At 61.0% G+C, this 19,998-nt stretch carries 19 protein-coding genes; 6 read left to right on the top strand and 13 right to left on the bottom strand.

Annotated features, from left to right (window positions below; all coding sequences use genetic code 11):
- Window positions 1-818 precede the first annotated feature (818 nt).
- Window positions 819-1,139 carry a hypothetical protein gene (locus tag E5X88_RS30565; RefSeq protein ID WP_292167832.1) on the top strand — a complete coding sequence of 107 codons (321 nt, stop codon included), beginning with the start codon at window positions 819-821 and terminating at the stop codon, window positions 1,137-1,139.
- A 678-nt stretch (window positions 1,140-1,817) separates the two neighbouring features.
- Here the strand turns inward: E5X88_RS30565 and E5X88_RS30560 are convergent.
- The 12 genes from E5X88_RS30560 to E5X88_RS30500 all read right to left on the bottom strand — a co-directional run bounded on the left by E5X88_RS30560 (window position 1,818) and on the right by E5X88_RS30500 (window position 14,222).
- Window positions 1,818-2,195 carry a hypothetical protein gene (locus E5X88_RS30560; protein WP_292167842.1) on the bottom strand — a complete coding sequence of 126 codons (378 nt, stop codon included), beginning with the start codon at window positions 2,193-2,195 and terminating at the stop codon, window positions 1,818-1,820.
- Window positions 2,196-2,224: 29 nt separating this feature from the next.
- Window positions 2,225-3,385: an NnrS family protein gene (locus tag E5X88_RS30555; RefSeq protein ID WP_292167830.1), complete on the bottom strand. Its 1,161-nt coding sequence runs from the start codon at window positions 3,383-3,385 to the stop codon at window positions 2,225-2,227.
- 101 nt (window positions 3,386-3,486) lie between these two features.
- Window positions 3,487-3,792 carry a hypothetical protein gene (locus E5X88_RS30550; RefSeq protein ID WP_292167828.1) on the bottom strand — a complete coding sequence of 102 codons (306 nt, stop codon included), beginning with the start codon at window positions 3,790-3,792 and terminating at the stop codon, window positions 3,487-3,489.
- 161 nt (window positions 3,793-3,953) lie between these two features.
- Window positions 3,954-4,397, bottom strand: a complete 444-nt coding sequence (locus E5X88_RS30545; protein WP_292167826.1) for a pseudoazurin — start codon at window positions 4,395-4,397, stop codon at window positions 3,954-3,956.
- 443 nt (window positions 4,398-4,840) lie between these two features.
- Complete coding sequence (locus E5X88_RS30535) at window positions 4,841-5,059, bottom strand: DUF1858 domain-containing protein (RefSeq protein WP_292167824.1); 219 nt, start codon at window positions 5,057-5,059, stop codon at window positions 4,841-4,843.
- Window positions 5,060-5,269: 210 nt separating this feature from the next.
- Window positions 5,270-6,166, bottom strand: a complete 897-nt coding sequence (locus E5X88_RS30530; protein ID WP_292167822.1) for an FAD:protein FMN transferase — start codon at window positions 6,164-6,166, stop codon at window positions 5,270-5,272.
- A 94-nt stretch (window positions 6,167-6,260) separates the two neighbouring features.
- On the bottom strand, window positions 6,261-6,794 hold the full coding sequence (locus E5X88_RS30525) for a nitrous oxide reductase accessory protein NosL (RefSeq protein WP_292167841.1): 534 nt from the start codon (window positions 6,792-6,794) through the stop codon (window positions 6,261-6,263).
- Window positions 6,795-6,826: 32 nt separating this feature from the next.
- Window positions 6,827-7,654 carry an ABC transporter permease subunit gene (locus E5X88_RS30520; protein WP_292167820.1) on the bottom strand — a complete coding sequence of 276 codons (828 nt, stop codon included), beginning with the start codon at window positions 7,652-7,654 and terminating at the stop codon, window positions 6,827-6,829.
- Window positions 7,651-8,571 (bottom strand): ABC transporter ATP-binding protein, encoded by a 921-nt coding sequence (locus E5X88_RS30515; RefSeq protein WP_292167818.1) that lies wholly within the window; start codon window positions 8,569-8,571, stop codon window positions 7,651-7,653. Before E5X88_RS30515 ends, E5X88_RS30520 begins: the two co-directional genes overlap by 4 nt.
- Complete coding sequence (locus E5X88_RS30510) at window positions 8,564-9,937, bottom strand: nitrous oxide reductase family maturation protein NosD (protein WP_292167816.1); 1,374 nt, start codon at window positions 9,935-9,937, stop codon at window positions 8,564-8,566. Before E5X88_RS30510 ends, E5X88_RS30515 begins: the two co-directional genes overlap by 8 nt.
- 4 nt (window positions 9,938-9,941) lie before the next feature.
- On the bottom strand, window positions 9,942-11,867 hold the full coding sequence (gene nosZ / locus E5X88_RS30505; protein WP_292167814.1) for a TAT-dependent nitrous-oxide reductase: 1,926 nt from the start codon (window positions 11,865-11,867) through the stop codon (window positions 9,942-9,944).
- A gap of 24 nt (window positions 11,868-11,891) precedes the next feature.
- Entirely contained in the window at window positions 11,892-14,222 is a 2,331-nt protein-coding gene (locus tag E5X88_RS30500) for a NosR/NirI family protein (protein ID WP_292167813.1), read from the bottom strand.
- A 214-nt stretch (window positions 14,223-14,436) separates the two neighbouring features.
- On the opposite strand from E5X88_RS30500, the gene E5X88_RS30495 reads away from it, so the two are divergent.
- The 4 genes from E5X88_RS30495 (at window position 14,437) to E5X88_RS30480 (ending at window position 18,617) form a co-directional block, all read left to right on the top strand.
- Entirely contained in the window at window positions 14,437-15,255 is an 819-nt protein-coding gene (locus tag E5X88_RS30495; protein ID WP_292167811.1) for a ferritin family protein, read from the top strand.
- Between the two features lie 885 nt (window positions 15,256-16,140).
- Window positions 16,141-16,359, top strand: a complete 219-nt coding sequence (locus E5X88_RS30490) for a KTSC domain-containing protein (protein WP_292167839.1) — start codon at window positions 16,141-16,143, stop codon at window positions 16,357-16,359.
- A 575-nt stretch (window positions 16,360-16,934) separates the two neighbouring features.
- A complete protein-coding gene (locus tag E5X88_RS30485; RefSeq protein ID WP_292167810.1) occupies window positions 16,935-18,044 on the top strand; it encodes a GSU2403 family nucleotidyltransferase fold protein in 1,110 nt (369 codons plus the stop codon).
- Window positions 18,045-18,434: 390 nt separating this feature from the next.
- Window positions 18,435-18,617: a hypothetical protein gene (locus E5X88_RS30480; RefSeq protein ID WP_292167809.1), complete on the top strand. Its 183-nt coding sequence runs from the start codon at window positions 18,435-18,437 to the stop codon at window positions 18,615-18,617.
- A 444-nt stretch (window positions 18,618-19,061) separates the two neighbouring features.
- Here the strand turns inward: E5X88_RS30480 and E5X88_RS30475 are convergent, their stop codons facing one another.
- Window positions 19,062-19,238, bottom strand: coding sequence for a universal stress protein (locus E5X88_RS30475; protein WP_366664836.1), 177 nt, complete (start codon window positions 19,236-19,238; stop codon window positions 19,062-19,064).
- A 456-nt stretch (window positions 19,239-19,694) separates the two neighbouring features.
- Here E5X88_RS30475 and E5X88_RS30470 point away from each other — a divergent pair, with 456 nt between their 5' ends.
- Window positions 19,695-19,985, top strand: a complete 291-nt coding sequence (locus tag E5X88_RS30470) for a hypothetical protein (RefSeq protein WP_292167808.1) — start codon at window positions 19,695-19,697, stop codon at window positions 19,983-19,985.
- Window positions 19,986-19,998: the final 13 nt, after the last annotated feature.

Here is a 19,998-nt window from a genome sequence, read left to right as displayed (position 1 = left end):
CGCAAGATCATCAAAATCATTGAATGACCTAAAGCAACTGGGAGGACAGCCCGCCGCTTACGAGCGGCGGGCGACTTGATGCCAAATGCGAATGCTTAGCAAACTGTTCGATTCATATGCGCAGACAGCATGTGCCATTGCCGCGCTTCGGGCAGCGGGAGTTCCTCGCGAACAGATTGGCGTCGTCGGCTGTTCCAACGACAACTGTGAACAATTTGCGCCGTCGGGTCTAACAACGATGAATGAGCGCCGTCCGGCAGAGTCCCGGCGCAGGTGTCGTTCTTGGCACGACAGTTGGTCTGTTAGCAAATCTGGGCATCTTTGGAGACTCCGGCAGAGGTCCTTTCGGAGCGGTCGCTGCTTTGACTCTCGTCGGCGCCGTCCTGGTGCGGCTTTGCTGGCGGGCTTTTCGGGACACTCGCCGATCTTGCCAAAAAGCCCGGCGATCCGAACGCTGCACAAGGTGTCATTTTGGTGGTGGCGCGCGTCGATTAAAAGCAGGATCCAGCCTATAGACCCGTTCGGGCTGATGACGAGAGGCGCCTATACAAATTCAAGCCGGGTTCGCGTCCAGTCGGGTGGCAAATGAAGTTGTCCGGGAGATTGATGAGAAAAGTTGCTGGCACAGCTGCCGTGATTGCATCCATCGCATTGGTCATCGTGCTGCTCTTCATGGCGCCCAAAGGCTTCGAGCTCTCGGCCCCGAATCCGCTCGTCAGCTCCGACACCCCAGCGCCTTAATAGCCATCGGGCGTTCGCAATAGGCGACTTTCCACATTTGCAAAGAGGGGACGGCCGGCACCAGTTGGGCGGGGGGCTTGACAGGCACCGGCCTAGCGGATGGGGCTCCGCTGCCGCTGGACAGTATTGAGTATGGCGATTCGAGTAATTCCGTGATCGCGGAAGCCATCGTGAAGGAACTCAATCCAAATGGTCGCGTTAGGCTGCCTAGGGACTTTTTTCCGATGGCTGACGATAGGGACAGAACACCCAGCGCCCCCCCTGACAACTCTATTGTTCAGCGCTTGGTTAAAGAGGCGGGTGTCACCGAACAGCAGGCTCGCGACCTTATCGCCGTGTTGGGATATAGCTGGGCGTCGCTTATACGAGAAGCCCGCTTTCTGACCAAAAAACGCTAGACCCCTCCGAACTGGGTCAATCCCAGGCGAGATTCTGTTGCAATTGCATGCGACAGTCCGAATAGTGGTTGTCCTGGCGCTTCTTTTCGCCTTCGGATTCGCAAAACTCGTGGACCGCGGCAGCGAGGGCGATAGGCCCGCTCCTTGTGCGCAATGGTCCAACCTCGATTGCTCAGACCGGAATGCGCCGCCAGCTTCGCCCAAACGGGGGCTTGACGATGGGCAGTAGGACTGGCGCTGGACCGCTAGCCGCGCGTTCTGGGTTTCGGTTCTGTTGAACTTTCCGACGGGTTTGCGGCCAATTCGGCAGATCGCCGATCTTTCAGCCACAGGGATTTCTTTTTTCTTGCCAGCATCTCATCGCGATCGCCATCAGCGGTCGGTCGACCATGCTGCGCGGCAATCACATAGTCTGCTCTGTTCGTTCGATAGTCCTTTTTTGCACAGACATCATTGTTCCTCCATCGCAGCCTTTTCCCCCCTTGACCTGACGCAGAATTAACCGACCGTGCAACGCGCGAGTCTACCAATCGAGGATTGTATTAAAATGATACACTCCGCAGTCGCGCTTTACATCTCATTGTTGTCGATAGTGCCTGCTTCGCCGTCGGGGCAGATGAGGGCAGGGGGGAAGGGCCGGGGTCCCCGGCACACCATCGTCGATGTACTGGACGTTTACTAGGCGTCTTCTTCGAATTCTGTCGTTGTAGCAACTAGACGAAGTGGAATCACTGCTATCGGCCACCGGCCTGCAGCGGCAGCTGTCGGTTGTTCGACGTTGTCATTAGTCGCGGAACGATACGGGAAGACTTGAGGAACACAAAAAAAGACAATGAAATCAATGCTCAGATTACGACCTTCCGGCGCGTAGGTGACCCAGAAGACGACCAGCCAGACGTCGGCGTACCATTCGGCTTCGGCGTACTGTTTGGACTGAGTAATCTCCAAGGTATAACTCACGCGGATACAAACAACGCCTCCAACGCCTTCCTGACAACCCCTCTTCAGCTTGCCGGTCGGGGAAATCGCGCGTAGCTGCGCGCCCTGCCACAGCATTCCGCCAGCAGTCGTATTTTTCCTCGGTTTTACGACCTTCTCGAGGTTGACGTTGCTCGCGCCCGAAAAAGAACTGGCGCGAATCGAACGACAAACAGGAGGAACGCCGCGCTCCAGAGCGCGCCGCCGCAAGCAAGCACATGCACGTACCACTCGCCCGTGAAAGGAGCCGCCACCCGCAGGACCGCGCCCAGCGAAACCGCGCAGTAATTTGCGACGACGGTGCGGTCCGCGACGATCTCCCTGCCCGTGTGACCAAGACTTGCGCGCGTCATGACAGCAAGCGTCATGGTTCCGATCGCGCCCGCAGTCAGCGCGTGGAGCGCGGCGCTTTCGGGCACTGCATCCGAGACATTGGAAGCTCCGAGGAATAAGAGGGCCACAGCCAGCCATCCGTAACCGACGTGAAGGATGAGGAGGATCGGCTCCCTGACAGTCTGGTGACCCCTCCAGCGGATCAGTCTCGCAGCCAGGAGCGTTCCGGCGGCGAACAGCGCGGCACCCGTCGCCGCCGATTCCGGAACGGCGATCCAGAGGCCGGCGGCGAGCGCCGTCGTCACGAGGGCCGCCTCGTCAATCCGATCGAAGCTCGCGGGCAGTCGTGCTTTGCCAGCCTTGACCAGCCAGTTGCGCGTGAAGCTGGGGACGATTCGTCCACCGATCAGGGCGATGAGCATCGCTGCCGCGCCGAGTGCCAGCCGCAGGCCCAAATTATCGGGCGCGAGTCCAAGGTTCTCGCCGTGATGCAGGGCGTTGGCGACGCCGAACAGTGTGATCATCGCCGCGACTGGTGCATTCTTCCAGTTCCTGCCTGCGACGACCTCGCGCCAAATGACGAAAGCAAGGACCGATGGGAATGCGAGATCGGCCACCGCAGCGAAGACCGGCTCCGCCACCAGGGCGCAGGCGGCTCGGCCAATCAGCCACAGTGCCACCAGCCCGGCGAGAGGCAAGCCGCTCAGAGGAAGACGGCCCGTCCAGTTGGGTATCGCCGTGAGGACGAATCCAGTGGCAACGGCGCTCAGATACCCGAACAGCATCTCGTGAGCGTGCCATGCCAGTCCGGGGAACGGCCCCGGAAGCGTGTGGCCCGTAAAATGCACTCCGAGCCACGCCGGGATCGCAAGGCCTGCATAAAGGGCTGCCAGGAAAAAGAACGGTCGGAATCCGTATTGCAGGATCGGCGGCATCGTGGCGATACGGCCGCGACCATCGCGCGAGGTGTTGCCCGCCCTGCGAAGGTTTCGCAGGACCGAACGGTCGTCAGGAGCAGCAGCAGGAGCTCCAGCCATCAACTGTTTCCTCCTCCGGCCGCCCTTCGGGCGGCGTCTGCGCCGAACGCGGCGAATTCCGAAATGTCGTCGAACAGTCCTGCGAGCTCGTGGAAGGCGGAACGGTCCGGCTCATCCAGCGTCAGGCTGTCGAGTTCTTCCAGAAGGGCGAGGACGATCACGATGGAGTCACGCATCCGGCGGGCGTCAGCGAGGCCGCCCGTGCGCCGGATGACATCCTCATCCCATCCTATTCGGTCGAGCAGATCGTTTGCCGCTTCCCGGCACCCGCAGTCGAGGCCTGCTTCCGCCAGGCCGCGACGCATGCGTTCGACAAGCGATTCGGAGGCGAGTCCTCCGGAGATGGGGGCTGCGGTTGCATGGCGTCGCATGGGAAGTCCTTCACGGCTACAGTGGGGCGAGGGCTGCACACAGCTTGAACGAGGCTGGAGCCCGGTATTCGGGCCAGCCGTATAGCCGCCTCCATCTACTTGTTGGCGACCGCCTGGCCAAAGAGGTCGGCGAAGACCGCCTTGGCCTTTCCGGACTGCTTGGCTGCCTTGGCCTCGTCGAGGTTCACCGGGTTGCCGACCTCGATCAAGGCGACCATGCCCATGCCGTAGTGCGGCGTGCACTTCACGCCATAGACGCCTTCCGCGTCGAGCGTGACGGTGATTTCCTCGCCGAACTTGCTCTTGAAGGGTTCAGCTCCGTGCGGGATCATCCCCTTGACGGTTTCGGCGTTGTGCCCCTTGTCTGTGGGGATGAAACGGATTGTGTCGCCGGGGGCGGCCTTCACGAAATCAGGCTCGAAAACCATCGCGCCCTTTTCGCCCTTGTTGAGCATCCTGACCTCAAACTCCGCGGCGCTGGCTGTTCCGGCAAAAGCGACCGCGGCTCCGAAAGCGAGCATCGCGACAATCCTGTTCATTTTCTTCTTCCTTTCTGAGACGTGGCTTCATCCAGCCGTTAACCCGCCCTATAGCCCTCGTGCGGGATCCGTTGTTTGCGCAGTCGCAAACAACGGATAGAAAGGGAAGCAGATACCTTGCGAAGCACGGGAAAGATTTCCGTCGGACGCCATCCTTCGACAGCTCCCTATCGGGCGTCTGCCAGCCTTCTGCGGCTGTCCGGCGAGAAGATCGACGACGTTAGAGGGCCCGGTCCACCCGGTCTGCCATGGTTCTAGAGATATCCTCCCAGGACGAGGAGGCGCGTTCGTTCCACCCTCCTTCTCTCCGGCCACGTCCGCGTAGTGCGGACCTCGCCGGAAGGCCACCAGTTTATCACTCGCTACATCAACGGCGGGCGAAAGAAAGTTACGGTTACTGATCCCCACGACTGATGCTGTTTGCCGAGAACCCACACTAAAGCCTAAGCCACTGAGCCTGCCATCGCCGCCTCCAGTTCCAGCACGAAATCCTCTTCGGAGATTTCGTGTTCGCGGCAGGCGTCGGAGACAGTGTGGAATGCTCCGATAGGACATCCCACGCATAGCATGCGGTGGCGGATCATCACGCGAATAGTCGTTGGCCAACGGCGCATGATTTCGTCGACAGTCACATCCGGGTCAACTGCGGGCTTGCGAGCCATTTCTAGGTTCCTTCCAAACGCGGATGTTGCCCGGACATTGGCGAACCGTCGTTGCAGTTGCGCAAACACGAGCCATTTCAAGCCAGCAGCATGTGCGACTCGACTCGGCTGCGAAGCCAGTTGCACGGGTTCCCGCCGGCGCGGCGGCGGCGACACCCGCGGCGGTCGCAGAAATTGCGCTTCAGGAGCGCGGCCAACTATCGGTCGCCGCTACCCGCGCCCGAACTCCACAAGGTGACCCGAAGCCTCCAACAGCCGCGCCCGCAGTCCTGGCCACTCCGCCACGATGCTTCGGACGGCATCCGGCTGCAACAGGCTGAAGGCTGTCGAAAACGCGTCTGCGGTGGTCGCGTCCGGCGCAACGACGGCCACGCCCCGGTAAAGGCTTGCGCCGAGCCCGCTGCGTGGATCGATCAAGTGGTTGAAACGGCTCCCATCGTTGAAGCGGAATCCATCCGGGCTGGACGTTGCGACAGCATTGTCCTCGATCTCGAGGACGGTAAAAAACCCGGCCTCGCCTGGCGCGCGCTCGACGCCGACTTTCCAGGGACCACCATCAGGCCGGGATCCGATGGCGCGGATTTCGCCCATGTCGACCAAGCTCTTCGTGACGCCGCCTCGACGAAGCATGTCGACGATCCGGTCTGTAATGAAGCCCTGGGCGATGCCGTTGAGCGTAAGCGTCATGCCCCGCCGGGCGAAGGCGATCCTGTCCTCGCTGAAGAGCACGTTGCCGAAACCCACGAGGTCCAGAAATTCGCGCAGTTGCGCCTCCGGTGGTCCGGCGGGGTCGGGCTTGGTCCCGCCGAAATGGCTCGCAAGAAACGTCCATAGGCACTGGACCGTCGGATCGAACGCGCCGCCGCTCAGCTCCCAGACGACGCGGCTTTTCTCGAGGAGAGCTACGAGTTCCGGCGGCGGTGCGGCAAGGGCTCCCATTCTGTTCAGCTGCGAAAGCGCCGAATCGGCCCGGTAAAGGCTGAAGATCCGCTCCAGACGCGCCACTTCAACGACAGCCTGCTTCACCAGCAGGCCGGCTGTGGCCCTGTCATGATGATGGATGGTCAGCGAGGCTGAGGCCCCGAGTGCCTGTCCCTCCCAGGTCACCGTTTGGACTCCTCCCTTGGTCACGGCCCCTGCCGGAAGCGGACCAAGGCCTGCGGCCGAAGCGGTTATGGAGATAAAACGGCGGCGACTCAGTTTATGGGCCATGATGCGGCTCCTGGTGGGTTGCACCGGTGGTTTCCAGCGGAACATCGTCTTGCGCGGCGGAACCGTCCGCTCCCAACACATAGTCGCGTGGGATATCGACGAAGCTAACAACTTGTCCACCGTTCTTCTCGGCGAACTTGGCGGCCGCGGCTTGCGTCGAGAATGGAACCGTCTCCGCCGCGCCCATGCCGCCGCGCACCGAACTTCCAATGACGTAGAAGGCCTGCCTGGCCTCGACCCAGTTTTCCGCCCCCGGCGCCTCCCAACTTGGAGCCTTGGCCATGTCGGAGACATAGATGGCGGAGATGTTCTTCGGCTCCTCCGGCAGCATGGTGAAGGCGACCACGTCGCGAGCCGACGAAAACCAGATCGGTTCGGGAATCTGCCCAAGCAGGACCTGCCCCTTCGGCCCGGGGTGGTCAAGCACGTTCATGCCGCAGTAGTGGCCGACAGCAGTCTCCGTCAGGGCGACAGGCTTCGGAATTTCTACCTCGCCGCTGTCGCTGCACCCGGCAAGCACCATGAAGGCGGCAATCGCCGCGGAAAGAAGCAGTCTCAAAGTTCTCTCCTGGCAAACACCATCGCAGCAGCCGCCAGCGGCGCAAGCGCCCAGGCGACCAGCGCCGCGATCAAAGCAGCTGGCCCGAGCGCCGCATTGTCGGCTACGCCGCCCATGCCGGACAGGGCTCCCACGCTTTCCGACCCGAGGTTCAGCAAACGGTAGGCGTCGGTCGGATTGGCCAGCAACAGCGCGCTCAGCAGCCCGCCGCCGATCGTCCGGCCCTGGTCGACGACCAGCACACCGAGCAGCGCCATGTCGTAGATGAGGACGCAGAGCAGCCAGACCCCGATGGCGATCCCTCCCGCTGTTCCGCGCTCCGCGACGAGCGCACTGACGAGGTATCCGATGGCAATGAACACCGCGCCCAGCAGGATCGAGGAAAGTATCATCGATGCGAATGCCGTCCAGCTCGCCGTATCGATCGGCACCCCGGTTGCAGCCATCGCAGCCGCGGCCGCACCGTAACCGAACAGCGTAGCGAAGGACAGGATGGCAAGGTGCCCGATGAACTTGCCCATGATCACCTGCCAGCGTCCGATGGGATAGCTGAGTAGCAAGAGCATCGTGCCGCGTTCCATTTCCCCGACGATTGCGTCATGCGAGATCAAAAGCGCGATCAGCGGGACGAGGAAGATGGTGAGGCTGGACAGGCTGACGATGACCACGTCGAGCGCGCCGGCGCCGACGGTCCCCGTCGGAGCGCTCCCAAGGAAGGTCAGCGTCAGGGCTAGCGCTGCAAGCAGCAGTGTCGTGGCAAGGACCCAGCGATTGCGCAAGCCCTCCTGGATTTCCTTGCGGGCGACGATAAGGATGTTCATCATTGAGGTGCCTCCTCAGCGCCAAGGAAGTGGGCGTAGAGCTCGTCGAGGCTTGGAGGGGCAACGTCGAGGTCGACCACCGGCGCGTCAGTGGAGGCAGCGCTTCTGAGCAGCGAGATCTTCTCACTTGGTTCCGCGTCGATCTCCAGCACATGGCCGTTGATGCGTTTCCAGGCGCCCGTCCGGCCTATCCAGTCGTCCACCTTGCCTGCTTCACATTCCGCGAGCCTGACGCGGATGCGCGTCGGCAGCTTTGCGATTTGTCGAAGTTCCTCGATCGTGCCGTCCGCGATCTTGGCTCCGCGGTTGACGATCACCACGCGATCCGCTTTGCCTTCGAGTTCCGTCAGCGCGTGCGAGGACAGCAGGACGGTCGCGCCGTCCGCCCGCAACTCGGCGACGATCTCGTAGAAGCTGTGCCGCAGCGCCGGATCCAGTCCCGTCGTTGGCTCGTCGAGGAGCAACACCCTCGGGCGACCGAGCAGCGCCTGTGCAAGGCCAAGTCGCTGGCGCATACCCTTCGAGTAGGTACCGACGCGACGGTCGGCCGCACCTGCCAGGCCGACCCGCTCGAGCAGGGCTCCAACGGTGTCAAGCGGAACGCGTTTCAGGCGAGCGTAAAAGCTCAGCGTCTCGCGTCCGGTCAACGCCATGTTGAAGGAGACGTTCTCCGGCAGGTAACCGAGCCTGCGGCGCGCGGCGAACTGGCCCGCCGCCGGGTCTTCGCCCAGGACCCGGACCATTCCCGAGTCCGGACGGATGAGGCCGAGCATCAGCTTGATGAGCGTTGTCTTGCCGGCGCCGTTATGGCCGACCAGGGCGATCGTCTCGCCCTCCTTGAGACTGCACGTGACGTCGATTACGGCAGGAACCTTGCCGTAGGACTTGGTCACGCCGGTAACGTTCACGGTGTCAGTCATGGCTGCTCTTCCGAGGTGGCGCCATCAGCGGGTGGCTGTCGACCACGCCGCCGGGCAGGAGCGCCGGAAACTGCGTCTGCGCCCAGCGGATCACCTGGACCGCGGGACTGTTCATGAGGACCTTCGCCTGCGGAGAGATCCACAGGACCCGGTCGACCAGATCGTTCGGGCGGTAAGGATTGTCACCAATGCCGTCGCCGTCGAGATCGAATGCCGGATTGTCGCTCCAATAATTGCCCCGGCCTTGTTGCGACCAGTCGAGATGGCGCGTTCCGACATACTTCACCTGGTTGCGGTTCCTGACGAAGGCGTTGCCCGACATGGCGTTTCCTTCCGAACCCGCCGTAAAGTGGATCCCGATCGAGCATCCCTCGAACAGGTTGTTGCGGAACTCGTTCTTGTTGGCATTGTAGATGAATACACACTTTTCGGGACCGAGGCGCATTCCGCGGTCATTCGGCGCGACGTCGGCAGGTCCCGTGTTTGGCACGGCATGCGCGCCGCTCATGCGGCCCGCGGCCGTCCACCTTTCCACCGGCTGAAGCCGTCCCCGCACCGTATTGCCCGTGATCACAGAACCGTTCGCATAGTTGAGCATCAGGCCGTGGTCGCGGTCGCCGTCCGAAATGTTGTCTTCGACGTGCAGGTTCTTCGAATACATGATGGCGTAGCCGACATTGTTGCCGACCGAAACGTTGCCGCTGACCTCGCTGTCATTGGTGTACATGTAATGAATCGCGAAGCGCAGGCTGCGCAACGTATTGCCTCTGAAGACGTTGCGCTTGCTCGTCTTGGTGAAGATACCGTCCCTGCCGAAGCTGATGTCGTTCTCGACCACCTGGGCGCCCGGAGCGTTCCACAGAGATATGCCGTCTCCGGCCTCGCTGGTTCGCCCTTCGCGCATACCGACGATCCTGTTGCCCTTCGCCAGCGAATCCTCGGCGCCGTGGAGGTAGATGCCGACCAGATTGTCCAGGATCGTGTTGTCCTCGACGCGCGTTCCAGTCGCCGACTTCGCAACGAAGACGCCGGAGTCCATTTCGGAGAGGTTCCGTCCCGATCCCCTGATCTCCAGTCCGCGCACGATCGACCGCGGTGCGGTGACGGTGATGACACTGCCGCTCCCGCCGCCTGCGACCACGGCCCCGGATTGGCCTTCCAGCGTCAGCACCTTGCCGATGGTGACGGGGCCCTCATGCTTACCCGCCTGCAGCCGGATGACGTCGCCGGGTGAGGCGGCGTCTATCACCGCCTGCAGGCGCCCTGCGCCGGGGGCCTGCAGGATAAGCTTGGCCCACGCGGGCGAACCGGGGAGGGCGGCGAGAAACGCCGCCATCCCCAATGCAATGATGCCAAGTCGAGCCATCGGCTCACACGCCTTGCGGCTCGACGAACATGCGGCCCTTCATCTCCATGTGCATGGCATGGCAGAACCACGAGCAGTAGTACCAGTAAACGCCGGCCTTGCTCGCGTTGAAAGTCACCGAAGCGGTCGCCTGCGGCGCCACTTCCATGTTGATGCCGTAGTTGATGATGCTGAACCCGTGGGTCAAATCCTCCACCTCGTCGATGTTTGTGACATAGACCGTCACCTCATCGCCCTGCTTGACGGTGAACTCCTCAAGACTGAATGCCGGGGCCACCGAGGTCATGTAGACGCGGACCTTGTTGCCGTCTCGAACCACCTTTGAGTCAGACGTGAGATCGATGCCATCGGCGGCCGCCTGTTTGACCGCATCGGCGAAGAACGGATCGTCGCGGTTCCAAACATGCACTGGATCGATCTTGGAGCGGTGCACGAGCGTGGCGTCGTGCGGCTCGGCGAAAGTCGGATTGTCGTGCACCAATACCATCTCGTCGCCCGAGATGTCGATGAGCTGATCGTTCTCCGGCTTGAGAGGGCCGACGTTCAGATAGCGGTCCTTTGAGAACTTGTTAAGCGAGATGAGCCATTTGCCGTCAGCCTCGTTGGTCTGGCCCATGGAGGTGTGGTTGTGCCCCGGCTGGTAGTGCACGTCCAGCTTCTGGCGGATCGGGTCGACCTGCTCTCCGGCGAACGCCCGCTTGGCGTCTTCTATGTTCCACTTGCAGATCTGGCTGTCGATGAACAGCGTCGTGAAGGCGTTGCCCTTTCCGTCATAGGCAGTATGCAACGGCCCAAGGCCCAGTTCCGGCTCGGCGACAACGGTGTCACGAGGCTGGATCTTGTCGTCAAAAAGATCGTCGAACTTTCGCACGTCGAACACGGTCACCGTCGGCGACAGCTTGCCGTTCGCCACAACATGGATGCCGTCCGGTGCGGTGTTGATGCCGTGTGGACTGTTGGGAACGGGAATGTAGCGCGTGAGCGGGGATCCTTTGCGGCCGTCCAGCACCGGAACACCGTTGATCTTCTCGAAATCGCCCTTCGCAACCGCGTCTTCGATGCGCTTGAGGTTGAAAACAACGATCCAGTCCTGCTCGTTCGCCATCATCTCGGCGAGGTTCACACCCTCTTCCGAATTGTAGCAGGTGGCGAAGCAGTACTTGCCCTGGTAATCGGCGTCGACGTTGTCGAGATTGCCGTCGACCATGATCTGCCAGGCTACCTTCATGGTCTCGCCGTCGACCGCTGTGAAGATGGCGCGGTAGGTGCTCTTGTCATTCATCGTGGTGCCGTCATTGTGCAGCGGCACGCGGTCCTCGCCGTTGCAGAACACGTATCCCGTCTTGGGATATTTTTGGACACGCAAACCGTGAACCGTGTGCTGGTTCGGCAGTTGGATGATCTTGTCGCATTTCATCACGTCGAGACGGATGCGGCAGACGCGGGTGTTAGCCTTGTCGTTGGCGTAGAGATAGCGGCCGTCATAGGTCCCATCGGTGAAGGACGGATGCGGATGGTGCAGGTCGCCGTTGTGATAGACCCCGCCCTTGTCCTTCAGGAACTCCACCGTCTCCGGCAGCAGACCCTCGGTCAGCACTTTGCGGCTCTCATTGGTCAGGCCCCAGCCGGTGGCACTGCAGCGATTGAACACCGGAATGCGCATCATTTCGCGCATGGACGGCGCGCCCACCACCCGGATCTCACCCGACTGCCCGCTCGAGAAAAAAACGTAATACTCGTCAAGCTCACCAGGCTTCACTTCGTAGCTGCCGCCAGCGGTCGACGCGGTTTGTGCCGCGGCCGGGGATACCGCGCCTCCCGCTAGAGCCAGTGCGCCGCCCGCGCCGGTCGCTCCGGCTGCTGCTGCGAAAGCGGTGGTGCCGAGCAACTGGCGTCTGCTCATACCTTTTCTTGTTTCTTCCTGTGACATTCAGCTCTCCTGTTGTTGGGGTTGTTAAATCGATGGACCGGCAACCGTTTCCGGTCGTTCGACAGGGATTCCCTTGTGGGAAATGACGGGCTTGGCGGGTCCCTTCCCGCTGGTGGCGGGAGAAGACAAAGCCTGGAATTTTTCGCGTTTGAGACGCACCTGGATCATATGCGGGCAGCGGTGATCGTCATGGTAGAGTTCCTGGCAATGCATGCAGTAGATGCATTCATTGACGTTGATCTGACCCTCCGGATGGATCGCCTGAACCGGACATTCCTTGGCGCAGCGCTGGCAGGGAGAACCGCATTCGGGCCACCGCTTCAGCCATTCGAACATCCGGATGCGGCCAGGAATGGCGAGTGCGGCGCCCAGCGGACACAGATAGCGGCAATAGAAGCGTTCGATGAACAGCCCCGCCGCCAGCAGCGTGAGCGCGAAGATGACGAACGGCCACTCGCGGGCGAACTTGAGGACGATGGCAGTCTTGAAGGGCTCGACTTCGGCGAAAACTTCCGCCAGCGCCAGCGAGTAAAACGACAGGCCGAACAGTCCCAGGAAGATGATGTATTTGATCGGCCATAGCCGTTCGTTAAGGCCGAACGGCACCTTGATCTGGGGCACTTTCAGCCATTGGGCCAGGTTGTTGGTCAGTTCCTGAAGAGCGCCGAATGGACAAAGCCAGCCGCAGAACGGACCGCGTCCCCAGAAGAGAAGCCCTACCGCCACCGACGCCCACAGCATGAAAACGAGAGGCGCTGAGAGGAAGAACTCCCAGTTGAAGCTGGTTATCAGGGAGTTGGTGAAGGTCAGAACGTTGACGACCGAGAGCTGCGCGTTGGCGTACCAGCCGAGCCAAACCAGCGTGAAGAGCAGATAACCACGGCGCACCCAGGTGTAGAGCCGCGGACGCCGCACCAGCCAGTCCTGGAAGAAGAAGATCGCCGTGAGCGCCAGAAGGGCAGCCACCGTGATGGCTATCGACACGGTGTTCATCTGCCAGATGCGCTTCCACAACTCGTCTTCCTCGGCCTCTGGTTCGCCGGGACTGCCTGCTCCAAGGCTGGCATCGGCTGACGCTCGCGGTGCGGTTCCAGCCGCGGCAGGTTCCTGAGCCGGCGGCGCCGCCTGCTTCACCACGACATATTGCTCGGGAAGGGAGTAGCTCACGTTGAACGGAAGGGACGCCTTGTCGCGTGCACCGAAGCTCCGCTGGACGAGGAGTTGCAACTCCCAAGGCTCCGTCACGTTGAAACTGAAGTCCTCCGGGACGGTGAAAAGAGCAATCTCGCGAAGCCTCGGCGCGCCCTCCGCCGCGAGATCGCCAATGCGCGTGTGATTCCGGTCCCGGAAGCGGACGCCCCCGCCATCCTGCAGAAGCTCGATGCGGTCGAAAATGCCGCCGCGGACATAGCCGGAGCCCTTGAACGAGTAAGCCCCATCGCCTGCCACGATGATCGCTTGCTGTCCGTCCTTCAGCTTCTGATGCAGGCGCTCGTAACCGCGCTCGCCCAGCAGGCTCACGCCGATCGTGGGGACGCTGACGGGAGCAACGTAGAGCTCGATGAAGAGGTCTTCGGGTTTCCGGCTCTCGGGGCGGTTCGCCGCCTCCGCCTGACCCGCCTGCTGGAATGCCTGCGTCACCTCACCTACTGTCAGCCGCAGGCTCCGGACCGACCCGTCGCCGACCAGGCTCTGCCAGCCGCGGACCTCCTGCTTTGAAAGGTCAAGCGCGCGTGTTTCCGCCGACGGCTGCGAGGACCCGGCCCCTGCAACGTCGCCGCCCCCAAGGCGGCCGCTTCGGATCAGCTTGACCGCCGACCGAACGATGCTGTCGCCCATGACGAGCACAGTCACGGTCGCGCCGCCGACGATATCGACCTCCGGATGCCTCTCGGCCCCTGCAGCCACGCGTCCGAGATCCTTGCCGATCAGAGAATTGAGAGCGGCGACTACCCTCTCTTCAGGGATGCCGATGAGAACGATCGGCTCGGAATGCCCGACCAGCTTGAAGCCGCGAATTGTTCCGGTTGGGTCGATGCCGACCAGGATGTGGATCGGCTTTCCCGAATACCCGACCGAGCTGGTGAAATCGGTGTTGAGATAGACATATCCCGCCAGTTCATTACCCCGATAAACGGGGGTAATGGGCGGGTCGCCCTGCGGGCGGCCGAAGCTCTCGGCGCCCTGGAATATCTCGGACGGCTGAGCTTTCTGGAGGAATTCCGCCAGCCTGCCTGCCGCCGAAGCTGGAATTGGGCTGGACAAGAGTGCAAAGGCTGCCACTGCGATCGTTATGAAAGCAATGAGCGACCGAACGGCGCGCCGGACGAGATTGCTGAGGGGCCATATGCTCAAGATTAGCTTCCGATATGTCATGTCGGACAGGTTTCGCGCCCGTCCTCGCCCCGACTGAACTACCGCAACTGATACCTGATTCAACCCAAGCGTCTTTGTGCCAGCGCAAATTAATGGCCTTTCTTTTCTGCTATAGATACGACCGCAGCAGGCCGGGCAGGAGATTGAAGGCATGTCGCTTCTTAAGTCGGAACCCTTCGCGGCAGTAACGTCGATGGATGAGTTGCTGGCGATCGCCTACGCCATGGAGCATGAAGCGATCGACGGCTATTCGAAGCTGGCCGACCATATGCGGCAGGAGAACAGGCCGGACATGGTGGCGGTGTTTGAACAACTGGCCGGCGAGGAAAGCCAGCATTTGGGGAATGTCGTGCACTGGTCCGAAAAGGTCAGCGGCAAGAAGCCCGACCTTTCCAACCTGCAATGGGAACCCACAGATACCTTTGACGACGAGGGGGCGAGCATGGTCGCACCCGAGCTGCTCAGCGCCTATCGAGCCTTCTCGATGGCTGTGCGCAACGAGGAGAGGGCCTTCCTGTTCTGGACCTATGTGGCTGCGCAGACAGACCAGGATCTGCTGCGAGAAGCCGCCGAGCAGATGGCACGCGAGGAGCTAGGCCACCTGGCCACCCTTCGCCGCGAAAGACGGCGAGCCTTTCACGCCCGGCAGGACGCGAGGCCGCGCGCGCCCGTCCTCGACCTGCCGGAACTGGAGCTGCGGTTGGCTGGGCATCTTGAGGCAGCGGCCGCCAACGCTTCCGAAGCTGAAGGATCGAGTCTGGAGGGCCTTGCACGGCAGGCACGCGAACGATCATTCCACATCGCGCAACAGCCATTCGGCCCTTCACCCCTGTTGAGAAACGGTGTCTCGCCGGACGTCTCGGAACGCGCCGCGGCACTGTGCGAGCTGCTGCTGGACTGCTATCTCGACTTCGGCGAGCGGCTCCCCGACCAGGACAGCCGCAGCCGCGCGCAGCAATTCGCGACAGGCGCGGTGGAATGCAGGTCGGCGATCCGCGCTTTGATGAAATGAGACGCCACTCGATCCGCACTCCCAGTGGACGCAGAGCGGGCGGAAATGGCAGCCCTTGGCGATATCTGGCCACTGGCCACGACAGGCACCGTCACCACTTCTGGCCGCCTGATTGCTTTTCCGTGCGGCGGGAGGTCAAGTCATCATCCGTCGCCCCCAATTTTGCAATTTTGGACGTTCATATCCGACCAGCCGGCCGAACGTCTCGTGCTTCGGATTTGCGGAACGTTGGCCGAAATAGACCGGCTTCTGCTCATCTGTTTGTGCCAAACCAGGAATAGGCATGTTCACTGCACAACAGAGCGTCACCACATGTACCACCAACGCTCGCATGATCAGTAATCCTCTCTAAGGATACCGCGAGTGGAGGTGCGAGTGACAGAGTCCTCTTGCAACTACGCGCAAATCAGTCAGATCCAAAGACTGACCACCGCGTGCAGTCCGGCAAACGAGTTTCACTTGATCCTCCGGTGAGAAATATTCACGCTTGCGTGCTGGTGGATGTGACCCATGGCAACAGGCAACGTGCGAGAAGGACGTTCCGCGAGGGTACTTCACAGCTCAGTGGAATGGCTTGGGGGATTGGTCGTAACGCGCACCAGCGCCGTGATTGCCACTGCTTCTTGATAGCACTGCGTGTTCACGGACGTCTAGCGCGTGCGCATAGGCCCACGAGCGGTCCCAAATATCCCTCGTCTGGGCGGTGGTCACCATCGCGTCGCGCCAACCAGCCCAGGGGTCGACGGCATCGTCCACAATGTCCGGGCGAGGAGATCGTCCTGGATTGGCTCTCTGCACCGAAATTTGGTGACGTAGCGCGCTTACAAATCACCAGGAACGCGACGGCCTAACCGATCGTTGACTCCTTTTGATCGAGCCGCCGCCATGCCGTCTACCACGATACGCAAAACGGAATACGATCCGGATAGCAGAATGCTCTCGGTGTGGTTCGTCGCCAGCGGCAAACGATACGAGTTTGAGGACGTGCCGCCGGAAACCTTCGCCGCGTTCAAAGCCGCCTTTGCCAAGGGCCGCTATTTCAACGAACACATCCGCAATCACTTCCGGTATCGGCAAATTGCGTCCTGCGACGACCCGGACTGACGGTAGGCTAGTGAAAACATCGGCAGGAGGTCGGTCCAACTGCCGGTTGGTAGACGCGGCGCCGCCGACGCGCGTATGAACGATCCGTGCACCGGGCACACGCGATCCCCCGCCCACACCCTGTGCTTGGTGAACGACTGATCGCCCGCCGACCCGCAAGGTGCGGCGGGCTTTTTTGCGACATTGCCGCCGCGCTTGAAGAGTTCCCGGGTCGGCCATCCGCCGGCGCTCGCAGCCGGCAGCCTATGATTTTCACGATCCGTCGGCCACCCCCGCGCCAATGATCACCGGAGAACATGCCTACTATCTCGATCCGGAGGATCCGTACCCACAAGGCTACGTGCTGTCGGACACCTGGGTCACGTCGACCTCCGTGAAGCAGTAGCCGCGATCTGCTGGTCGGTGAACCGAACAGACAAACTGGCCGATGTAGATTTCACTGGAGGGGTCGCGCTCAGGCCACTAACGAGCGTGGTTGTAAACTTTTTGCAAGAACTTTACAACCCTTGAACCTCGCCGCCCTGAATGGTATGGTTGTACATAAATTGCGAAAAATGTACAACCGGACATCTTGAATGAAAGAAATCGATCTCGTCTACAGAACCATGTTCGCCGAACTCGATCAGCGAACCTTCGACGCGGCCTTTACCTCAGAGTTTTCGCCTGACGGGCTTTTCGTGAAGCAGAAGGCGAAAAACCTGGAGTTCTGGTATTTCCAGACTGAAGTCGACGGAAAGCCCTTCAGGAAATATGTCGGCCCGTGTTCCGACGAAGAGATAAACAGCCGGGTTGCGAAGTTCAACGAGCTAAAGAATGACCTCAAGAGCCGACGCAAGCTGGTTTCGACCTTGGTCAGAAACGCCTACCTGCCTTCCCCGGAGCGGTTTACGGGCGACGTTGTGGCAGCGCTTTCGAATGTTGGACTGTTCAGGCTCAGGGCCGTCTTAGTCGGGAACGTCGCCTATCAGTGCTATTCAGGCCTCCTCGGAGTCCGTCTCCCTTCGACGGTCATGCAGACCGGCGATGCCGATTTCGCCCAGTTTCATTCGATTTCCGCCGCGGTCGAAGACAGCCTTCCCCCGATTTTGGAAGTGCTCAAGAAGATCGATCCGACATTTCGTGATGTCCCTCACCAGTCGGACGGCAGGTTAAGCACCCAATTTGAAAACTCGAAAAAGTTCAAGGTCGAGTTCTTGACCCCGAACACAGGAAGCGACGACTATTCAGGTCGCGCCGCAAAAATGCCAGCGCTCGGCGGGGCCTCCGCCCAGCCCCTCAGGTTCCTCGATTTCCTCATTCAGGATCCGGTGCGCACCGTTATGCTCCACAAAAGCGGCGTCCCCGTTGTGGTTCCCGCACCGGAGCGGTACGCGGTCCACAAGCTGATCGTCAGTTCACGGCGACGGAACGATGCTTCCGGCTACACGAAGCGAGAAAAAGATACGACGCAGGCCGTATCTCTCTTTGAAGCCTTGGTTCAAACCCGGCGACACGGAGACCTCGGAATGGTTTTCGCGGAAGCATGGAACCGCGGCCCTTCCTGGCGCGAAGGAATCACCGTCGGACTGTCTTACGTCGACGAGGACAAGCGCGGCCTTATGGAAGATGGACTTCGGCAAGGCTTGATCGAGATTGGCGAAGCGCCGGAGGATTTCGGACTGACAGGCGGCCTGCCGAAGCCTTAGATGGAGAGGCCACTGCCGCCCCTGCAATGGCGAAGCGGAGCGCTTGTTACGGTCGTCCGCATCCCAAATTGATGGAGGCCCAATGGGTAGGCCCTACGCCCCGTGCCAATCCCTTCGGTACACGATCGGCCTGCATGGCGTTGGACGTCTGAAGAGGCCAGGCACGAGGCGAAAGTCTTCCTCGGCCAGGTCGCGCCAGGTGGGAACCCGCCGAGGATCGCGAGCTCGCCCCAGGACTCAGCTTGCCATCGAATCTAACCTCTTTTTACCTCGGTGCCGTCCACCCGCGTGTAGCTTAGGAGGCATTCGATCACCGCTGAAGAGCAACCCGAGACGATAAGGACGATGCCCTGTTCTCGCACCACCCTCACTCTCTCCGATGCGAAACGGATGCTGGCAGCGGGCGAAGCCGAAGCCGCAAGCTTCGGCGTTGCCTACAACATAAAAGCGAAGAGCAAAGCGAACCTGAAGCTCATCGAGAAGCGTTGCCTCTCGTATCATTGCCTAATACATGTCCGAATCAGCGACGAAGCGCAGCTCGTCGCGTTGTCGCGGCAGCCGCTTGGTCGGTGAAGCACTTTCGCGGTTGTCCGAAACGTTAGCTCACGCTAAAAATGCATGGGTTGGCAGCAATATCTCCCGGATAGAGCTGCAGGTTCGGGCCCGTATTCCCGATCGGCCCGCGTCCTCCACCGGAGGCGCGGGCTTTTGCGCGCGCTGGAGCAACTGACCTGGCGGCTGGCCTCGATGAGCTGCATGTCGCTTCCGACCGCACCCGTGCGCGAAATAGGTCTCATCTGGCAGCTAACCTCTGCCCGCCTCCGCTCATTAGTGCATTTATTTCAGAAGTATTCACTGCATCGACCAAGCGGGACGCACCCCTGATCTGACGGAGGTGTCGGCTGACGGGGGAAAGATTGGACGACAGTCCTGGGCTCCGAGAGGCTTACCGGCGCGCAGTTCGACTAGTCTTTCACCACGGTCACATCCTGACCATGAATGGCGACCAAAGCTGTCCTAATGGTACAGAAATAGGGACTTTGAGGAATTTGCCAGGACGTGTCGTGTACAGGAACCAAAGATCTCTCGGATTCCTCTGTGCCCGTACGCACCCATCGCGATCATTCCCGCGCCCAAGGCTTTCGCCGTACCAAGGATCGCTTCTGCCGGTGTACCGGCTTGAAGATCTCCCAATCCAATTCCATGAGCGTTTTTGGTGCCGTGCCGTTTCAGGAGAGCGCAGGCGCGGCCCGCGGATGCTGCTGCGGCATCTTCTGATCTGTTGTCGACGGTGAGGACATGAACCTCCCGTTCTACTGGGAGGAATATGGTCCTTTAGCCCTGTTGCGGCGATCCTCAAAAACGGAGATCGCAAAATGGTCAGGCACAGACTTTCCAAACAGCTCTCAGAAGCCCAAATCGCACGCTTTCTCGCGGACGCTGAGAAGCTCCATAAGAGCATCACCCAGCCGCTCATAGCGCCTGGCAGCGATCACCACAGGGCTTTGGTGGCGCTCAATCAAACGCTCTTGCAGACGGTGAAGGAAGTCACCGGCAAGACTGCACCTTGGATCCAGTGGGGTAGCACAGGTCCGGTCAATACTGGACCGAGAGACTGATCACCCGACCGACGTCGAAGGCGTGGTCGAGATGATGCTCGACGCCACCCAGGATTGTCTGGCGCCGCTTAACGAGCATCAGCGCAAGGTCGTCAACCTCCTGTTGGACGGCTTCGAGGGCAAGCTCACCCCCTCGAAACGGGCGACGCTGACCAAGATATCAACGACACGGCGCTCCGCGACATCAATGACCTCGTCGCGCGAGGGCGTGTTCGTCAAGCACGAGCCGGGGGGCGCAGCACGAGCTATCCGCTGCCGAGGTCGGGCGGCGAGGACGGTCGTCGCACCTAGCAGGTCCACTGCGAAGGTTGGCGGACGCTGAAGGGCGGCTGCTG

The organism is Mesorhizobium sp. (genome assembly GCF_004962245.1).
Lineage (GTDB): Bacteria > Pseudomonadota > Alphaproteobacteria > Rhizobiales > Rhizobiaceae > Mesorhizobium.
This window is presented reverse-complemented; position numbering and strand designations above follow the sequence as displayed.